Origin of the sequence: Pseudomonas sp. NPDC089569 (genome assembly GCF_050280625.1) — a bacterium.
GTDB lineage: Bacteria > Pseudomonadota > Gammaproteobacteria > Pseudomonadales > Pseudomonadaceae > Aquipseudomonas.
Map to the genome: position 1 here is coordinate 22,339 of NZ_JBNNVQ010000002.1, position 16,638 is coordinate 38,976.

The window sequence follows — 16,638 nt, forward strand, 5'->3', positions numbered from 1 at the left end:
TGGCGTCATCGATGATACGCCTGACTAGGAGGCTTGCCGCCGGGTAGATTTACGAGCGGCGATCCGCTTCTGAATGCGCGCCCGGGCCGCCTGCTGCTCTTCACCACTGGTTGGAAGCGCCAAGCCCAATTGATGGAAGCGCTCTAACTCCTGGTCAGTCAGCCACTCGAACACACTGAATGGAGTGCCGCAGTCTTGGTACCCGCGAGGCCCTCCAAGGCCGGTACGGTCACCCACTTCGTACCGGTGCATGCCGATGTCGGTAATTGCCTGGCGTTCGGCACGCATCTCTTCAAAGGTCATCACTGCTCGAATGGCACTGGCGGCGCGCTCGGATGCAGTCCCGCTCATGCACCCGACTGGGAACGGAGGGGCATGGGGTCTGGTGAAGTCGAAGGGCAGTTGGGTTTGCATGATTGGCTCCCGCTCAATAGTTGTGACCATTGAAGCGCGAGAGAGTCCGTGCCAGAACCCCTTCGTTCAAAAGCCCCTCCACCATGTTTGGTCAGTTTCGCGCTGTGTCCATTAACTGACGATGGAATGCCCATGGTGGTTTCTTAAGGCTGGCGGGAGGTGACGATCAGTGGATTGAAGATCGTTCGCCGCGACCAGTGCCATGAGCATTCACTTTGAAAATAGGTGGTCTATTAGGGTTTCAATGGTCCATTGCTTTCCAAAGACCAGAAACCAGGCTGTTACCAGCGCTACGACTACGAGTCCGCGCAGCGGATTGAACCCCTGCTCTGGGGGATGAGCTTTACCCTGCGGCGGTGGACGATGGTGTGCGCCGCCATTGGTGCCGGATCGAGCCGGATCTGACTTAGGCGGAGTCCAAGTGTTGCCATGAGCATCGTAGGGCGGGCGCTCCGGCTTTGCGGACTGGGGTGACCCGAAATGAGCACCTGGGGTAGGTGTTGAACTTCTGCGCTGCTCAAGTAGCCATGCATCGTACTTGGCGCGCGACTCTGCGTTGGACAGCACTTCATAGGCAGTGGTGATGATCCTGAACACCCGCGTAGCTTCTTCAAGCTTTTCAGGGTTCTTGTCAGGGTGCCACTTGTTCGCTAGCGCCTTGTACGAGGCCTTGATGACCTCTGGCCCCGCTCCCTCCTGCACCTGTAGGTTGTCGTAATGGGTTCTCATAATCGATTCGGATTAATGGCAAAAAAGGCGTCAGCCGGCGTGGGCATGGCCACTTACTGTCCCGACCAGATCGGCAGGAGGAGCCAGTGGTAAATACCGTTCATGTTAGTCATCAAGAAGCACGTTTGTAATCCGAGTAGCCACTTGGCGCGGATCAAGCGGGCATGGCCGAGAAGCATCAGGCTGCTGAGCAGAAACAGCACATAGCCGTAAGCTGAGTACTGGACGTTGGCCGACAACAGAAGCGCCCCGGAGATACCTGCAACAGTGCCAACAATCTCGAAAACGCGCACAAGGTTTTTCATGGCGACTCCCAATTAGTTGATGTGCTAATTGTCGAACGCCTGTAAACGTGCCACCACCCAAAACAGGGCCGATTATTTCTAAATCCACGGACTCACAATGTTACTGGTTTTTCCAGTTGTGAAGGGGTGTGTTGGACATCGGTGGTCGCCGGGGTGAGCGTAAAACCAGCAGATTCGATGTTGCGTATCGCCCGGACGATTGAGCAGTGAACCTCGGCTTTGTATCTGTCCAGTATGAAGTCCAACTCCTTCAGCGGGTGTACTGGGGATTGATCGCCAGTGTACTGCCGGTGCTGAAGCGTCACTGTCCGGGACGACAGGTCGATAAGGTAGACCCAATCAGCGTCTTCGCCGTTGTCTAATGGATCGTCATCCAGCTGAACTGCCGCTCCTAGAAAGCCCACGGCCAACCCGTAGCTTTGTAGAAACTCTGTGCCGATATCGTCGGTGGTGCTCGCTGGGTTGCCAAGCCAGGCGGCGAGGTGGTTCAGAGCAAAGGATGGGTATCCGTCGCCTACCTGATAGAACAGTACCGAGGCTGTTTGGTTTGAGATCTGGATTGAGGCGGTCGTGGTCATACGGAGCCCAGGATTGGAGTGGAGTGCAGAACCGATTTCGTCCCCCGGATCTTCAGGTGTGAGCAGGGGAAATGATCTGGGGTGCCGCCACAAGCAACTGCACCCGAAATCGATAGAGAGTGGACTGGCTCAGTCCAGTGAAGCCGGCACCTGCGCCACACGGTAAAAGGCCTTTGCCCCGGTCATGACCTGATAGCTGACGTAGTCATCGCACAGGAACATGAGGTGATCTTCTTGGCTATCAGCCAGCAAATTCAAGAGTTCCGATTCGGTCATCTGCGCAATCCGTAGCTCGTAATCAGCGTCTTCCACCATCCCCAAGCAGATCGCCAGCGACTCGCTTAGTTCGGCGTTGTCACGGATGCGCGGTACGAAGTATTGCGCAAATCGCAACAGCGCCGACCGCTGGTCCTTGAAGAACTTCGGGCCGATTAGGCCAGACTCGACTGAATGGCCTTCAGGGATGTCTGCAAAGAAAAGTACTACTGCAGGCCCAGTTTTCACCGGTGAGACGCCTCCCAGTAGACCGTCGACAATGCCCAGCAGCCTATCGAAATCCGCCATGAAGTTGTTTTTGTCTGTGCCGGTTTGGGTGTAGGCGAGACTGTGCGGTGTCTTCATCTCTGGATATGGGATGTGACCTACCACATTCCATTTGTGATCTGTCGCGCTGAACAGCTCGACTCGGGCGAAGCTTTGGAAATCATAAGAGTCCGAGCAGATTTTGATGCGAACCTTGGCGGTGCCGCGGTCAAAGATAAAAATCGCGTTGACGCTCTGACGGCCGCGAGCGATATCGGATTGAAGGAACTGAGTAGGGCGCTGAGTCATAGCAAGGTATCCATTGGGTTCAAGTAGGTTGGGGCGGTGGGGGACGTGAGCCCCACCGTGTGAAGCGCGATACTGATTACTCCTCGTCTACTGGCTCCATCAGGCCCAACGATTCCAGCAGGTATTTAAGCTGTGCCAGGGCATCACCATTTTTCTGGCCGGCTTCGGCATTCAGCACCACTTCACGCGCGGCGCTGCCCAGTTCTGCAAGTCGCGCACGCAGGGTATTCGCGGTGAGCGCAGTGGTTGCGCTGCCCGGGACATCGATCTCGATGCGATCCGCATCGACCTCGCGCCACAGCGCTTCCTGCTCAAGACATTCGGTGTTGTCGTCGTCCAGTAGAAAACGAACCGCGCAGCTGTTTTGTTCTTCTGCGGTATCCCAGAGCATCTGGGTTTCTGAACCCTGTTCGATTACCAATTTTCCATCTTCTTTGAAGATGTCGCAGGCCACTGAGCCTTCAATAAAGTCCAGAGTGGCGCTCAAGCGCTTACCGCTGACGGGGTGATATGGATACAGAACTGGCTGAGACATAGGGTTGCTCCATCGCGTGATTTGATGAGCAAATTCTTGCGCCGGTTAACCCGTGCCAACAGCAGCCCCACGGATTTTTCCCCCATGTTTTTTGGAGCATGAGGTGCAGCGCAGGTGGAAACCGAGGCCGGGAAATAAACCGGGGTCTGCATCGCAAAGATGGTCGTCACTCGGTGCAAGGGCGAGAATCAGTGCGCCTGCTCTGTACTGCCCTTTGCGGGGATGCACATGGGTCGATGGAGTTTCAGGCCTCGGCGTTGGCCTCTGAGGACGTAGCTTGGCATTGCGGGCATGGAATATCTCCACCGCTGAGCAGCGGACCATCCATGTTGGATTCCCCATGTTGGGATTCAGTCCGCCCAGGGCTCCAGACGGTTCCAGATTTGTTATGCCGCTTGGTATTCGTATTTGCTGATGAACACCCGCAGGTGCGCGACGCGGCAGGCGAGTTCAAAGCCGCCTTCGCCTTCGCCCTTGTAGTTGCACAGTTCTACAAACTCCAAATGATCGACAACCTGCTCAGCCTCCACCCGGGACATTCCTGGCTTCAGGATCTCCGGTTCAAGCATGTGCTCGTCCCAACGGTCGAAGTCTTCGTCGTCGTTTTCGTCGAAATACACAGGCACCTTTTCGCTGGGAATAGCGCGGAGGATCGGTTCCATCAGGTACTGCACCAGCGTCGAGCGTGGGTAGTGCCCGTCTGCCACGGTAAAGGTTTCAGCGCTTCGGAAATATTCAGCGTACAGCCCTTCAGCACGCGCAAAGGACTGCTCGTCCTTGATCAACGTGGTCAGAGCAGCGGCGAGTAATTCGATCATCGTGAAGTCCTTGAAGTGGCAGTGGAGGAAGGGTTGAGTTTGAAACAGCGCTCGCTTCTTCCTGAGTAAAGCTATCGTCCCGCCGGGTTGGACGTGCCACCACCTCGCATGTGTGTTTGCACCAGGACTTAATTCCTAATGTACCGGCATGGCCAGAAGTGCTTGTTGAGACGCAAAAAATAGCCGGGCTCTGAATGGGCACAGAGTCCGGCTAAAGGCCTTGCCCTCAGAAGGAGGGAGTGGGGGCAGGGTACTGGCGCTGCTCTTCCATTCAGCGCAGGTTCAAGCATAACGTCGTTGTCGAGACTAACCACTCGACAGTTCGCCTGTGTGATTGACTCGCCATTGTGAGATTTGGCCGGCTATACCGTAGCGAGCAGGTCTACGACGAGCAGCCCGTCAAGGTGCAGGAATCTCTCTACGATCAGGATTCGTGCCGGCGAATGTGCAGAGGCGAACTTTATTAGTGGGCTCACAGCGTGTTCAGGGAGTAGCCGCCGGCCGTTACCTGAAAGACTCGTTGTCCTGAACTGCCAAGGCGGCCTCAAAGGTATCCAGCATTTCATAGAAGTTGTCGTAAAGATCGATTCCGGCACAATTTGCGAGCACTTTGTTGAGGTCAGTGCCTGCACGGGCCATGAACCTGACGTTGATGTTCGATTGGCCGTGCTGAGCAATGTAGCCAGCGCAGGCGTACTCTTGGCCGGGTTTGCTGTGATGGCAGGCCATAATGGTAAGAAATCCATCCTGGGCGGTTCCTCTTGGTGGAACCGTATTGGCCGGCCTGCGCATGTCCTCAATTGAAAACCCAGGAATGTCAGCACCACCGACAGTGGATGATCTCCGCCATGGGCAGGTTGGGCACGGTTTTTCAGCGCAGTTCATTGTGCGTCCTGTATTTCGATTCAGATCCTGGGTAACCAACTGGTTCCCATTTAAACCACCGACGTTTAAATTATTGCATTGAGCTGGTTGCTGTCGCGCGGGCGATGGCTTGATTGAAACGCTGGGCAATCTTCTCTCCAAGCTCCGGATACGTCTCTGCCGTCACTATGTGCTCTCCCTCAGCGAGTAGATCTTCCCCGGGATTCAGGCGATCGCCGGCGCTCACGATCAGATGTGCCTGGCAGGCTTGCAAGCCTATATGGAATTCGGCATGGAACTGCAGTGCTTGATTGTCTGCGGACGGTTTTCCGCGGACGTAGCCGGATACCATTCTGGTACCGCGATTTCTGATCTCAATGAGCTGAGGTTCCATGTCCAGGCGGAAGGTATACCCCTGCGGAAGAATGATTTGTGACGTCAGAATCGGGACAATGTCAACGCCCACCCAATGGGCATGATCGGCGATGTTTGAGCGGATAGTGTTCAGCAACGATTCTTTATTGAAGCGGCCGATCAAGCTGGCCACTGTAATACCCTTGAATTTCGCTTTCGTGAAACGCCCGTCCTGGACAAAGGTGATGCCGGCAGCACTGTAAGACTTGTCTGCACATTTCATGGCTTCAAACAATGCACCTGCAGCTTTGATTGCCAGCATTTCACGTTGGTGAATGTCCATCGGCTTTGGGACGCAGCAGAAGGTAGATTGAACTTGATTGGCAACCATTGCGGTAGTCCTTTAGTGATTATCGATTGGAAGATAATCCGCCGATGTAGCCGTGCCAGAAGCCATTCTGAAAAAAGAAAAGCCCGTGTCGGTGAAGACACGGGCCAAGGTCAAGCTGAAGGGGAGGGGACGCACGAATGCTTTCCGATCGACTGCGACTCGCGCGTGACTTGAAGCCGCCGACCTGGGTGCCTACCCCCAAGGCAAATCCATTGGAACATCAATTTTTGGTCTGTTAAAGCCAAACTGAGAGCTAGAAATTCGGATTGCATTTTTGCTCATGCCCGCGGATTGGGCTCTGGTCATCTCCCGAAGTGGGGGCGACTATCCGCGCAATTAACCATGACGTTCGCGCATCCAGTTTCCAGGCAGCACGGACGCGCTAAACTGACAGCCCATCTACGGATGATTGAGCACGTCGTTATGTCGCTGATGATTGATGCTACACCGCTCAGAATGGTGATGGTCGCGGTGGAAGGCGCTCGCCAGGCACTGGAAAAGGCTGATTACAAGTTGAGCTTGGCCGGCGATCGGGTCAGCGTCTACGCCTTCGATCAACTGAGAGCCGAGCAAATAGACGCCTATGCGACCTACGCCCGTTGCACCATCGAGTTGTCGCAGCGCCTTGCCGAGCTGGTCAGGCAGGCCGAAGCAGAGTAGCTGGGCCGTCTCGAGTTTTCCGTGATCTTTGCGCTGTGTTGATTGCAGGAGCATTGCGCTCCTGAATATCACTTCTTGTTGCGCTCGTAGATCGCGCTTTCTAGGTCCTTCACGGCCCAGTCAGGACAGGGGAAAGAGCTGGGCTTATCCGGGTCGTTCCACCATGACCGAACGGTGCGAACGGCACAAGACCGATGGGGGGAGCCGCAAATCAGAGCGGCAAACTCTGTCCGCAAAGCTGCTGGCTGCAACCGGGGACGTAGAAGTCGTGCAAACCCTTTTAGGGCACTCCGAAGCTCGACCATTCCAAGCCGTATCTGACGGTTAGTCAGTCCTCTCTACGCCTGGCTTTCGAACTGATATTGTAGACACTATGTTTATACAAAGCAGTTGCGGTCTCCCCGTATTGTATCTACAATGAAACTACGTTTTAGGAGGTTGTTATGGAAGTCAAAGTTCAGCAGTGGGGTAACAGTGCAGCTATCCGCCTGCCTGCTACCGTGCTCAAGCTTATGAATGTGGCCAGTGGCGATGTGCTGGAACTTGATGTTTCCGCCGAGGTGATGACCCTCAAGCCTGCGAAAGCCAAGCCGCATTACAAACTGGCTGACCTGATGGCGCAGTGTGATTTGTCCGCGCCGGAGCCAGCCGAACTGGCCGCGTGGGACTCCATGCCCACTGTAGGGCGTGAAGCGTGAACCGGACCAAATTCAACCGGGGCGACATTGTGCGCCTGAACCTGAACCCCACCGCTGGCCGTGAGCAGCAGGGCGATTTCCGTCCGGCGCTGATCATTTCGCCTGCGGCCTTTAACGTTTCGGGCTTGGCCTTGATTGCGCCCATCACCCAAGGTGGCGACTTCGCCCGGTACGCCGGGTTTGCCGTGCCTCTGAGTGGTTCCGGTACTGAAACGCAAGGCGTGGTGCTGTGCAATCAGATCCGCACTGTAGACCTTGAGGCTCGTGGCACTAAGCGCGTGGAGTTGGTCCCCGAAGTGGTGATGGATGATGTGCTGGCTCGCATTCAAGTGTTAATCGATTAGCAGAGCAATCCGACGCCATGCGTGCCGAACTGTTAGACCGCTATGTCGCCCGTTTGCGGGCCGAGGGTGCAGGGCACCACTCGATCAGTGTTGATATACCGTACATGGTCGGTCGTAAGCGTCACGAGGCCGGAGCACCCTGGAGCAATGCACGCGGCCTGACCTACCGTGCCCAGCGCCTAGCCCGCCTCGGCTACGCCGACGCCGCGCATGGCCGGCCAGTTCGGCCCGACGTCGAGTTCTGGCCGAACATCGACACCTGAAAGGAAAACCTTATATGACTGTCACACCCAACAAAAAGCTTATTTCGTTTTCTCCGTTCTCCAATACCTACGGTGCGCTCAAGTTGTTCAAGGGCTCGGATGGTCAGCACTATTTGGAAATGGATGATTGCCGTGGGCCAACTTACTGGGGGCCTCTCAGCGCTGAGCAGGTGAAGGCATTCCACATACTCAAAGAAGCGCCTATCCATATCTAGGAAATCGCCCCCTGTACCACAAGCCCTGGTCGACATACAGCCGGGGCCGAGGACGTCGAGGGGCATGATTTTCACGTCCGCAAATTTCAGGGAGTACGGCCATCGTGAACACAGCACAGGATTGCAACGCGGTAAATACTAGTTTTACTGAAGCGGAGCACTGGGAGGCGGTTGAGATCCCGGACAATCTCTCCGACAGTCATTCCTTGTGGGCGGTACGTGAGTGCAATCTGTTGCATCTCATGAGCGTATGGATTGGCGCAACCTATGTGAGCGTGCGTGACGCTTCTATGCGAACTGGAATCGCTGTCCGTCCAGTCGCTGACTCCACCGCCCTAGCGCTCCCAGAGCGTTGGGACCTGCCTTCTACACCCCACGGAACGAACAGCTGGTTTGGGCTTTGGGCCATTCAAGAAAATGACCTTCTCAAACTCTTGAGCGTACGACTCGGTGAAGATTTTTCCAGCGTTTCGGCGGCTTCGAAGCGGAGTCAAATATTGGTCCGTCCAGTCGATCAAGTTATCTAGGAAAGCGCCCAGGTACGCCCAAGCCCAACAATCGCTGGGCCGAGGTCGTAGGAGGCCCAGCACAATATCTGGTGCCAGTAAGCAGCTAACCGAACACAACATGTAGTGGTAGAGGGAAAGAGAGCATGGCTGAACAACAGAAGGTGCTCGCCTGGCGGGTCGAATTTGAGAGTGGCAAGGTTGAGGTCTGGCTTGCAGAAGATATTGATGGCGTGCCTGCGTTTGGGCGATGGGTCACACCCTTGGGAGCCGTAGGAGAGACCCTGGATCAGTGCCCTGACGACGTTAACGAATAGTTTCGGGAATAATCAAGATGAGCAACGTTGAGACGATGGTCCGCATGCCGCTCTACATCGGCCAAGAGCCACTGGTGGGGAGCTTCTATGCAGCCGAGTGCACGATATGCGGGTGGGTCGGTAGCTCGGAAGTGCTGACCGACGATTGCCAGTGTACTCAGGATGCGGGAGACCGGTTCTGCTTGGGTGATACAGACGAAATCGGAACCGAGCGCTTGCTCGAAATCGTCCAGGCCATGGACCGGCGCCATCGCGAGTCGCAACAGGCTTACCAACAGCTCATCGAGCACACCAACGAAACTGAGCAGTACTTGGACAAGGCAGCCGAAATGCTGGGCGAAATGGTCCAGAGCGGTCAGGTCTACCGCGAGTGCACCGACAAGGGTAGTGCAACCGGCTTGCGGGTGGCTGCTGTGCTTGAGTATGTCGCCCAGTTCCAGCCGGAGCCGCATCAGCCGGATGTGGATGAGGAAGCCCACGATGACAATTGGCGCATGAACCCATGCCAGCAAGGGCACCGTGATGTCGGCGCATCCGGTGGCGTTGCGTACTGCTGCCAGTGCGGCGAGAAGATTAAAGCGGCATCCACTCAGGAAGCTTTCGAGCAGTGGAATGCCACCCATCCGGCAGTGCCGGTTTAATCACGTAAAACGCTCAGCTGCACCCCAAGCCTCGGCCTACGCCGGGGCTGAATCAGTAGAAGCACACCGGATAGGCCGGTGTGCAGTGAAGGAGCGAACCATGTTGAAAGCTCGCATGACTCTGGCCGCGACCGTGCTGGTCCTGCTGGTTTTTGGCTCTGCCGCTTTCTGGGGGAACACCCCGCGTGACCTGTTGAATCTAGCGATTGTGCTGGTCACTCCGCCATTGATTTTTTGGCTGATTGTCAGGCCGACCAAGGCCGCGAAAGCAGCTCAACGCAAAGCAGCCGAGTAAGTGGGAAAACCCGCCATGCCGATGATCCAAATCGAACAAGACAGCCCCGAACTGATCGCCCAGGTACGCAGCCACATCGTCGAGATGGTGGAGCGCACGCGTAAGCACCCGAGCATCGCCATGATCGCCGAGGAGTTCGTGGCCGGCTATATGACGTCGCTGCTCGAGCACCACCTGTTGAGTGGCGAGCAGTGGAAACAGTTGTCCGCTGAAATGCGGGCCGCTGCCCACACCGCCCGCACCGTGTGACGCCCTGAGCTGTAAACAATCCGCACACATAGAAAAGCGAGCCATGAAGAAGGAACTGGCCATGCAAAAAGCTGACTGGCAAATCGTCCAAATCTGGCCGGGGTTCGTCGTAGAGGTGAACTGCAACGGCGGTGGTTATCGTCGCGTTTATCCAGATGGCCGAATCGAGCAGATCGACTAAGGAACAAAGCGGCAGATCTGCCGCCCAGGTACACCACAAGCCCCGCCTAAAAGCCGGGGCCGAGGACGTAGAATAAGGTGCGAATTTTCGCGCCCGCGAAAAATCGGAAGGAACGATGAGGAAACAGGAGCCATTGCGGCATAGGTCTTTTGCACTTCTCTACGTGGTTGGTGCATTGGCGGCACTGCTGATAGCTTGGGCGTGGATTGAAGCTTCATCCGCCAAGCTGGCGTCGCATTACTTCACAGCCGTTTGTGTGACGGTGCTAGCAATCGGTGCGCCCTTACAGGCAATTGGATTCGCATACGTCATCACGCGGAGCAACAAGGGGCAGATTTCTCGTTTTGCAGCATTGCGGACTATCGCAAAAAGATGAGTCGGCCCAGTCGGACAGTAATGAAGGAAAACTCCAATGGCCACCAGTGAGCAGAAAGTCAAAGCAGTTCACCCCCGCGCTGCCAAGAGGCGCTACTCGAAGAATGGTGGTGGCAGCTACGTCCTAATCTGGTCGGGATACCCCGAGGGGCGCGAGAGCGTTCGACTTGGTAACGGCAAGACCGCCTCCGAAGCCTGGGCAGATGCAGCAAAAAACACTGAGCGCGCTGCGGCCCAAACGCCGACCGAGTGACAAGGAAAACGACCATGGCCAAGCGCGTTTGGATCATTGAAGGCTGGAAGGGCACAGAGCTAACTTGGTCGAAGGAGATCCCCCACAGTGCACTCACTGAGAGCCAGGTCAAAGATGTGCTCAAGTGTTTGGTGGCAAAGCATGGTCTTACTGATGGCGAGCTAGTGAGTGCTTTCGTCCGGAAAAACTCAAAACTGTACGGCCCTCATTTGGAAGTTCAAGAGTCTGGTAACTCCAAGCCTTGGTGGATGTCATGTGGTGGAAATCCATATTTCACCGCAAGGGTAGGCGAGCAGCCGAAGTAACGAGGAAAAAGAGGATGAAGAAAGTTGAGGACAATCAGGCGGTAAGGCTTCCCCTTCGCAAGATTGCGATAGCCGGAATTGCAGCGATCCTTCTCGGTACGTTTATGTACTGGAACGAGAGTGATGTGAGCGCAGCTCCCGATCATTACGCGGGGATTGACCTACTAAACGGATTGGCTGGCACTTACCTAGGGGTGACGCTCGTAATCCTAGGTTTTGGTGCGCTATCTCTGGCTGGTTTGTTTGCTCACAACCGGCGCAAAACAACTCGTAAATCAGTCTAGGAATGAGCGGCAGATCTGCCGCCCAGGTACACAACAAGCCCCGCCTAAAAACCGGGGCCGAGGACGTAGGGCGGCGCGGTGTTCGCGTCCGTAATAAACGAAGAGATGAGCAATGACACAAATGATGCAAGCCGGAAAGATTTACCGCATGCGCCCGGTGGGACACGAAATGTTTACTGAAGGGTATTTTCAGGACAACCGTTTCATTGAAAACGACTCTTTTCATGTCGGTGACGTGGCGGAGGATGGTGCATTTTTTTATCGCATCAACATGCCAGATGGCTCACCGAAATATCCGAATCATGTCGCAGGCCATGTTGTTGGTCTGACATTGACGCGTGTTGATGGGACGGTTTTTGAGCTCATCGAGCAGCCAGCGTAATCACTTACGAGGCGTGAGTACAGAACGAGGTGGAGCTGTAACTCGGCAAGCCCTGCGCAGTGCGGGGCCTGTCAGGAGCCGATTCAACGAGTCGGTTGCCGACAGTCACAGACACAACGGAAAAATCAAATGAGCGAACTCAAACACGTTGAGCGGCGCACGAACCTGATGTTTCTTTGGGGCGGCCTGGCCTGCGTGTTTATTTCAATAGCGGGTGCGCTTGCCATCTGGACATATCCGTTCGCGGGGCCTGACCTTCGCACCGAATTTTGTGTGGTGCTAGTACCGGGTGGTGGTCTAGGGGTGGTCGTTTTCGTTTTGGGGTTCTGTGGATTGAGAGTCGCAAAGAAAAGGAACTGGTAGCCCATTCGTGGAGGAAAAATGAAGATGGTTATGCATTACTCGGTCGGCGATGCTCTTGCCTGTGGGCAGACCAACAACACAGTTTCTACACCCGACGTGAAGCGGGTGACTTGTCAGAAGTGCGTCGGCTCAGCGAGATATCAGCAGGCTCGCTGGTTCGTCGAGTTCCAGGACAACACCGGCACCGAACCTATGGGCCTTGAGGAATGGGTCACGGGGACAATGCCCTTTGCCCAGGCAGCGAAACATAGCTTGGCCTGCTATCGCATTGAGGTACAAGAAACGGCTGATCGCCTTGAGCGTTCGCTGGACACTCGATTCCTGTAGGGAAAATGAGCATGCGGATTCGAACGTTTAACAGAATCGTCAGCTTGATAGGTTGGCTAGCGGTAATCGTTGGGCCAGCGGTTTTGGGATTTTCCATAACGAATTTTTTACTGCTGCTTGCCGGAGTGACGGTGTTTGAAATCGTGACTATGTACGTCTACCGAAAACACCGGTTTCGCAAGAACAAACGCGTATCCGCGAGTTAGAGGAAAAAGTCGCCCAGGTACACCATAAGCCTAGCCGTCGAACCGCTGGGCCGACGCAGTGAAGATGCGCAATTTCCGCATCACGAAAATCACATCGGAAGATAGAACAGATGAGACGAATGAGCTTTTTTAACCAGATAGGTGCAGGTTTGCTTGCAGGATTTGGTATCTCTTTTGTAGTGGCATTCATCGGTTTCCAGACCGAAATTTTCCGTCAAGGTGCAGAGTCCATTGGCGTGTCTTTCTTTGGGTTTAGCTACTTTTTCGGTGGCCTTGTCACCAGCTTCATACTTTGGGCGTTATCGAAAGGCAGAAGCAGCGCGAAGTTCTTAGGTTTCTTTGTGGTCGCAGTCGTCGCCGTAGGCTCTATCGGCCTGGGCAACGTGATGGCCGATTCTGGCTCTAGCGCTCCCATCGACGTGCAAAGAAACATTGAAGCCGTGGCACGGGCGGTAGCTCAGCTTTTCTTTTGGGGCATCCCGGCAGTAGTGGTGATTCTTTACGGTCTTGCCTTGGTTGAGCCGCAGCCCAACAAGCCCGAATAGCACGGAAAAATTGAACAGCCGTACGGGGCAGCATCGGAGAGCTGCCCGGAGTACCGATTGTCTGCGATCGCCATGCTGTCAGAGGAAAATCAAACGTCAGGCCGGGCCGCTCTACCCATGCAGCAACGAGTCAAAGGAAAAATTGGCTATGTCCAACGTATTTCAGTTCCCGACTTCACAAAAAAAACCGACGCGCATGAGCCTGCAACAACTCAACAAGTACACCTGTGCAGCCCTAGCCGATGGAGTTGATCCACAAACGACGATCTGTATACACGGTAGTGCAGCTATGGAAATCATGCCTGTGACTGGCAGCGAGCTTGCAAACGGCGTTTACAGTGATGGCTCTGAATCTATGGTGTTGCTGCTGAAAACGGCAACCGATTATGCGGCAGCAGATCAAGACTGCGAGCATGAAGAGCCTCAATCGGATGACCTTAGACAATTCAATAAACAGCTAGCACGAGCTATTGAAACCCTTGGTGTGACAAACGCTGTCGACTGTATGGCCAAGGCAATGCTCGATGCCGCCCACGCTTCGGATGCAGATTTTCGGGTTGAAGGTAAACGAGGCACCGTAACCATTGAGCGCCCTGACCCTTTCGAACACCAGCAGGAGCCTTCGGACGTTAAAGAGTCGTGGTCAAATGAAATCCGTCGCTTCGACATCCTGATGTTCTTTGTGGGGGTTTTGTGTTGGGTGGGTGGGTTTGTATTGGCCGTCAATGGGTTCAGGGTGGCATTTTACGTAGCACTTTGGACTGCAATCGCCCTTTTCGTATGTTCATCAATCTACTGCGTTGTGAAGCGCGTTGAGTATCTAGGTTGCTTGCCGGCTGCGGTCGGGTGTGCAATTGGTGCGTTTGCAATGCTGGCGGTAAGCCAAGCTGGATAGGAAAAATTGAGGAATTCATAAATGCAGCAAGAAAAATACTGGGTCATCAAAAAGCCCGATGGGGGCTTGGTACAGAGCTTCGCAATTGACCCTTCAGCAACCACAGTTGGCATGCTCCTTCCCGACACACCAATCAAAACCAAGGAAGGCAAAAATGGTCCGCTTCGGTTCAGTGAAGAGTCGAAAGCTCAGGCCCTGCTAGCAGCCCTAACTATTCTGGTTTCTACCGAGTATGCGGACGCAGCGGTGGTGAACATCGAATCAACCACGATTGCGAACCAGGGCGATAAATGCCCGCGTTGTGGTAACCCACTGAAGCCCGGTGAGGCCCTTTTCTCGACAACCATGAATCGGCCTGATGCGGCGTGGGAAAGTGAGGGGGCACCGACATTGCAGGACTGCCAAAAATGTCACTCGTGCGGCTACAGCGAAACACTTCCTGCAAAGGTCTAGGAGAAATCGACCGCTGTACCCCCAAACATGGTGGGTAGCACGCTGGCCCTATTCTTGACCTTCGATGGTCAGTGGTATCGAGTTCGTACCGGGCTCGAAACGCTAGGTCGGTTCGAACTCCGCGAGCGCGCCGAAGCGCTCTACAAAATATCTTAGGTGGCGGCGTAGGTCGCCCGATCAAGGAAAAGTAATGCATAAGCCAAGCCGGATTCACTGGCATTCCATTGACAAATATGGGCTACCTCCGAGGGCTCTTCGGCTGACGGAAAAAGGGATTGAACGGATTTTCTTCGTGAAGACTGATGAGGGCCTTAAGGCTTCACCAATGTTCGACGATGGCTCGGGCTTCGCCAACCTGGAAACGGGTATCCCAATCTCTTGGGCATACGAATAGGAAAAAGGCGCGGATTTGCCGCCCAGGAACACCACAAGCCCAGCCCCGCGCTGGGCCGAGGCCGTAGAAGGATGTCCGTTTTGGCGTCCACCTCATCCAACGCAAGGAGCCCACCCATGGCCACCCGTCGTAAGTACACCCGCACCGAGCCGCCGGCGCTGCTGACCGAGCCGCTGACCATCACCCTGGATGACCTCAAGCTGGAGGGCTTCAATGCCTACCGCCAGGCACGGCATGCCTGGCTGTCCTACGAAGGCGACCCGGAGGAAGCCCTTCGCCTGCGCGCCCTAATGGCCGATGCGGCGGATAGTCTGATGGGGTTCATCGGTGCGGCTGCGCGGATTGCGCTGGGCGAGCCTGACGAATACGCACCGGCCGACGCCGAATAACCACGGGGACCATCTGAACTATTAACGGAAAAAGATGCATGACGAATGAGGAAATCGAAAAAAGACGGTTTTGGAATAACGTCCTATGGCCGAGTTTGATTTTTGCCTTGGTGCTTGGCGGGATCATGCTTTACGAGTATTTCAAAGCCGCGAATTGATCTAGTGATTATCGACGATGAAGCATAAACAAGCACTGGCGGTTACCGCGCCTTGCGAGAAATAGCGGGTGGCGAGCCAGAGGACGCGGGCGAATTGCTAGAGCAAATCACTGAAAAATGCTTATGTGCCCGACACCAGAGAATGCCGCGTCTCTGCTCTGTGAGTTGGTCGATCTGTATTACCAGCGTGGCTACGCAGAGGGTCAATCGATGCGTAACGATCCAGACGCCCATGCGATTTTCGTGCGTCACCAACTGGCCGCGAGTGACGATGTAGAAGACGCCGATTAATCACGGAAAATCGAGGTGATGTCCCTATGAAACGCGAAGAATTGAAGCAGCTCTACGAGCTGCTACTTCGTCTAGGTGCTGAGTCAAAGTCAGTTCCAGAAGATCTTCTTGTGCCCTTGGCGCAGGCCTGCGGCGCAGGTTCTTCAATGATGTGGGCCGAGCGTGAGGATCGAATGGAAGGCACCTCTGATTACCTACCAGACCCGTCTTAGGCTCTGCATCGATATCGAAGACTTAAAGGATACTTTCTAAACTACCGATGTTGGATGCAGGCGGGCGGTGGATAACCGACCCTGGTGAAGTTTTGGCATGCATCATGAGTGCTGCCCCGGCCAACCACTAATTTGTTCCAGGAATTCGCCGCCCAGGTTCACCCACGCCTCGCCATTGTGCGGGGCTAGGTCAGTAGAAGCACACCGGGTAGGCCGGAGTGCAATGAAGGAACGAACCATGCTGAAAGCTCGCATTACTCTGGCCGCGTCCGCGCTGGCCCTTTTGTCGCTCACCGGCTGTGCCTCGAAGACTCAATCAGTGAGTGCCAGCGATTTATTGTTCCACTCTCTCGCGGGTGGACAACACCTTGTGTGGGATTACGAGCGGGTGCCACTCAGCGAGCAACAGGCTTCAGCGTTGAGTGCAGATGCAAACGGTGACTCTCTGATGTTGGCAGCAAAAATTGTGGAACTACGGTTATCGGCCAGCCCAATGCCAGCCTCAAACCCGGTTGCGCTCACCTGTAGCCATCCCAATTTGGTTGTTATCACGTCGGAAGCTTTAACGTCGAAATATGTGGAGCAGGGTTGCACCATCGTTCGGCAGGTATAAGTTCA

32 protein-coding genes are annotated in these 16,638 nt (G+C 55.0%); 23 read left to right on the top strand and 9 right to left on the bottom strand.

The annotated features are described in order from the left end of the window. Nucleotides 1-24: 24 nt before the first annotated feature. The 9 genes from ACQKP2_RS01135 to ACQKP2_RS01175 form a co-directional block, all read right to left on the bottom strand. Nucleotides 25-414 (bottom strand): hypothetical protein, encoded by a 390-nt coding sequence (locus tag ACQKP2_RS01135; RefSeq protein ID WP_427573698.1) that lies wholly within the window; start codon nt 412-414, stop codon nt 25-27. Between the two features lie 210 nt (nt 415-624). After that, nucleotides 625-1,143 carry a J domain-containing protein gene (locus ACQKP2_RS01140; protein WP_427573700.1) on the bottom strand — a complete coding sequence of 173 codons (519 nt, stop codon included), beginning with the start codon at nt 1,141-1,143 and terminating at the stop codon, nt 625-627. A 53-nt stretch (nt 1,144-1,196) separates the two neighbouring features. Continuing rightward, nucleotides 1,197-1,448: a hypothetical protein gene (locus ACQKP2_RS01145; protein WP_427573702.1), complete on the bottom strand. Its 252-nt coding sequence runs from the start codon at nt 1,446-1,448 to the stop codon at nt 1,197-1,199. 92 nt (nt 1,449-1,540) lie between these two features. Then, the gene (locus ACQKP2_RS01150; protein ID WP_427573704.1) at nt 1,541-2,026 is read right to left on the bottom strand and encodes a hypothetical protein; all 486 of its coding nucleotides are present in this window, start codon (nt 2,024-2,026) and stop codon (nt 1,541-1,543) included. 129 nt (nt 2,027-2,155) lie between these two features. Continuing rightward, nucleotides 2,156-2,857: a hypothetical protein gene (locus tag ACQKP2_RS01155; RefSeq protein WP_427573705.1), complete on the bottom strand. Its 702-nt coding sequence runs from the start codon at nt 2,855-2,857 to the stop codon at nt 2,156-2,158. A gap of 76 nt (nt 2,858-2,933) precedes the next feature. Then, nucleotides 2,934-3,392 carry a hypothetical protein gene (locus ACQKP2_RS01160; protein WP_427573706.1) on the bottom strand — a complete coding sequence of 153 codons (459 nt, stop codon included), beginning with the start codon at nt 3,390-3,392 and terminating at the stop codon, nt 2,934-2,936. Between the two features lie 386 nt (nt 3,393-3,778). Continuing rightward, nucleotides 3,779-4,210: a hypothetical protein gene (locus ACQKP2_RS01165; protein ID WP_427573708.1), complete on the bottom strand. Its 432-nt coding sequence runs from the start codon at nt 4,208-4,210 to the stop codon at nt 3,779-3,781. 504 nt (nt 4,211-4,714) lie between these two features. After that, nucleotides 4,715-5,095 (bottom strand): DUF6283 family protein, encoded by a 381-nt coding sequence (locus ACQKP2_RS01170; RefSeq protein ID WP_427573709.1) that lies wholly within the window; start codon nt 5,093-5,095, stop codon nt 4,715-4,717. 70 nt (nt 5,096-5,165) lie between these two features. After that, nucleotides 5,166-5,819, bottom strand: a complete 654-nt coding sequence (locus ACQKP2_RS01175; RefSeq protein WP_427573710.1) for a hypothetical protein — start codon at nt 5,817-5,819, stop codon at nt 5,166-5,168. Nucleotides 5,820-6,242: 423 nt separating this feature from the next. On the opposite strand from ACQKP2_RS01175, the gene ACQKP2_RS01180 reads away from it, so the two are divergent. From ACQKP2_RS01180 to ACQKP2_RS01290, 23 genes are all read left to right on the top strand, one after another. Next, entirely contained in the window at nt 6,243-6,479 is a 237-nt protein-coding gene (locus ACQKP2_RS01180) for a hypothetical protein (RefSeq protein ID WP_427573711.1), read from the top strand. 443 nt (nt 6,480-6,922) lie between these two features. Then, on the top strand, nt 6,923-7,177 hold the full coding sequence (locus ACQKP2_RS01185) for an AbrB/MazE/SpoVT family DNA-binding domain-containing protein (RefSeq protein WP_427573712.1): 255 nt from the start codon (nt 6,923-6,925) through the stop codon (nt 7,175-7,177). Then, on the top strand, nt 7,174-7,521 hold the full coding sequence (locus tag ACQKP2_RS01190) for a type II toxin-antitoxin system ChpB family toxin (protein ID WP_427573714.1): 348 nt from the start codon (nt 7,174-7,176) through the stop codon (nt 7,519-7,521). The genes ACQKP2_RS01185 and ACQKP2_RS01190 overlap by 4 nt, the downstream gene beginning before the upstream one ends. 17 nt (nt 7,522-7,538) lie before the next feature. Beyond that, nucleotides 7,539-7,784, top strand: coding sequence for a hypothetical protein (locus ACQKP2_RS01195; RefSeq protein ID WP_427573716.1), 246 nt, complete (start codon nt 7,539-7,541; stop codon nt 7,782-7,784). A gap of 14 nt (nt 7,785-7,798) precedes the next feature. Beyond that, nucleotides 7,799-7,999 (top strand): hypothetical protein, encoded by a 201-nt coding sequence (locus ACQKP2_RS01200; RefSeq protein WP_427573717.1) that lies wholly within the window; start codon nt 7,799-7,801, stop codon nt 7,997-7,999. 652 nt (nt 8,000-8,651) lie between these two features. Then, nucleotides 8,652-8,822, top strand: coding sequence for a hypothetical protein (locus ACQKP2_RS01205; RefSeq protein ID WP_427573719.1), 171 nt, complete (start codon nt 8,652-8,654; stop codon nt 8,820-8,822). Between the two features lie 17 nt (nt 8,823-8,839). After that, entirely contained in the window at nt 8,840-9,463 is a 624-nt protein-coding gene (locus ACQKP2_RS01210) for a hypothetical protein (protein WP_427573721.1), read from the top strand. Between the two features lie 100 nt (nt 9,464-9,563). Continuing rightward, entirely contained in the window at nt 9,564-9,758 is a 195-nt protein-coding gene (locus ACQKP2_RS01215; RefSeq protein ID WP_427573723.1) for a hypothetical protein, read from the top strand. Nucleotides 9,759-9,773: 15 nt separating this feature from the next. Then, complete coding sequence (locus ACQKP2_RS01220) at nt 9,774-10,007, top strand: hypothetical protein (RefSeq protein WP_427573725.1); 234 nt, start codon at nt 9,774-9,776, stop codon at nt 10,005-10,007. A gap of 43 nt (nt 10,008-10,050) precedes the next feature. Further along, on the top strand, nt 10,051-10,188 hold the full coding sequence (locus ACQKP2_RS01225; protein WP_427573727.1) for a hypothetical protein: 138 nt from the start codon (nt 10,051-10,053) through the stop codon (nt 10,186-10,188). Between the two features lie 412 nt (nt 10,189-10,600). Continuing rightward, complete coding sequence (locus ACQKP2_RS01230; protein ID WP_427573729.1) at nt 10,601-10,816, top strand: hypothetical protein; 216 nt, start codon at nt 10,601-10,603, stop codon at nt 10,814-10,816. Between the two features lie 14 nt (nt 10,817-10,830). Beyond that, complete coding sequence (locus ACQKP2_RS01235) at nt 10,831-11,121, top strand: hypothetical protein (RefSeq protein WP_427573731.1); 291 nt, start codon at nt 10,831-10,833, stop codon at nt 11,119-11,121. A gap of 14 nt (nt 11,122-11,135) precedes the next feature. After that, nucleotides 11,136-11,405 (top strand): hypothetical protein, encoded by a 270-nt coding sequence (locus tag ACQKP2_RS01240; protein ID WP_427573732.1) that lies wholly within the window; start codon nt 11,136-11,138, stop codon nt 11,403-11,405. Between the two features lie 112 nt (nt 11,406-11,517). Further along, entirely contained in the window at nt 11,518-11,787 is a 270-nt protein-coding gene (locus tag ACQKP2_RS01245) for a hypothetical protein (RefSeq protein WP_427573734.1), read from the top strand. 129 nt (nt 11,788-11,916) lie between these two features. Beyond that, complete coding sequence (locus ACQKP2_RS01250; RefSeq protein ID WP_427573736.1) at nt 11,917-12,150, top strand: hypothetical protein; 234 nt, start codon at nt 11,917-11,919, stop codon at nt 12,148-12,150. A gap of 18 nt (nt 12,151-12,168) precedes the next feature. Continuing rightward, nucleotides 12,169-12,477, top strand: coding sequence for a hypothetical protein (locus tag ACQKP2_RS01255; protein WP_427573737.1), 309 nt, complete (start codon nt 12,169-12,171; stop codon nt 12,475-12,477). Nucleotides 12,478-12,802: 325 nt separating this feature from the next. Continuing rightward, nucleotides 12,803-13,228, top strand: coding sequence for a hypothetical protein (locus tag ACQKP2_RS01260; RefSeq protein ID WP_427573739.1), 426 nt, complete (start codon nt 12,803-12,805; stop codon nt 13,226-13,228). Nucleotides 13,229-13,376: 148 nt separating this feature from the next. After that, a complete protein-coding gene (locus ACQKP2_RS01265) occupies nt 13,377-14,123 on the top strand; it encodes a hypothetical protein (protein ID WP_427573740.1) in 747 nt (248 codons plus the stop codon). A gap of 21 nt (nt 14,124-14,144) precedes the next feature. Then, the gene (locus tag ACQKP2_RS01270) at nt 14,145-14,576 is read left to right on the top strand and encodes a hypothetical protein (protein WP_427573742.1); all 432 of its coding nucleotides are present in this window, start codon (nt 14,145-14,147) and stop codon (nt 14,574-14,576) included. A gap of 510 nt (nt 14,577-15,086) precedes the next feature. Next, nucleotides 15,087-15,359: a hypothetical protein gene (locus ACQKP2_RS01275; protein WP_427573743.1), complete on the top strand. Its 273-nt coding sequence runs from the start codon at nt 15,087-15,089 to the stop codon at nt 15,357-15,359. 281 nt (nt 15,360-15,640) lie between these two features. After that, entirely contained in the window at nt 15,641-15,808 is a 168-nt protein-coding gene (locus ACQKP2_RS01280) for a hypothetical protein (RefSeq protein WP_427573744.1), read from the top strand. Nucleotides 15,809-15,834: 26 nt separating this feature from the next. Beyond that, nucleotides 15,835-16,020 carry a hypothetical protein gene (locus ACQKP2_RS01285; protein WP_427573745.1) on the top strand — a complete coding sequence of 62 codons (186 nt, stop codon included), beginning with the start codon at nt 15,835-15,837 and terminating at the stop codon, nt 16,018-16,020. Between the two features lie 238 nt (nt 16,021-16,258). Further along, nucleotides 16,259-16,633: a hypothetical protein gene (locus ACQKP2_RS01290; RefSeq protein WP_427573747.1), complete on the top strand. Its 375-nt coding sequence runs from the start codon at nt 16,259-16,261 to the stop codon at nt 16,631-16,633. The last annotated feature ends 5 nt before the right edge of the window (nt 16,634-16,638 follow it).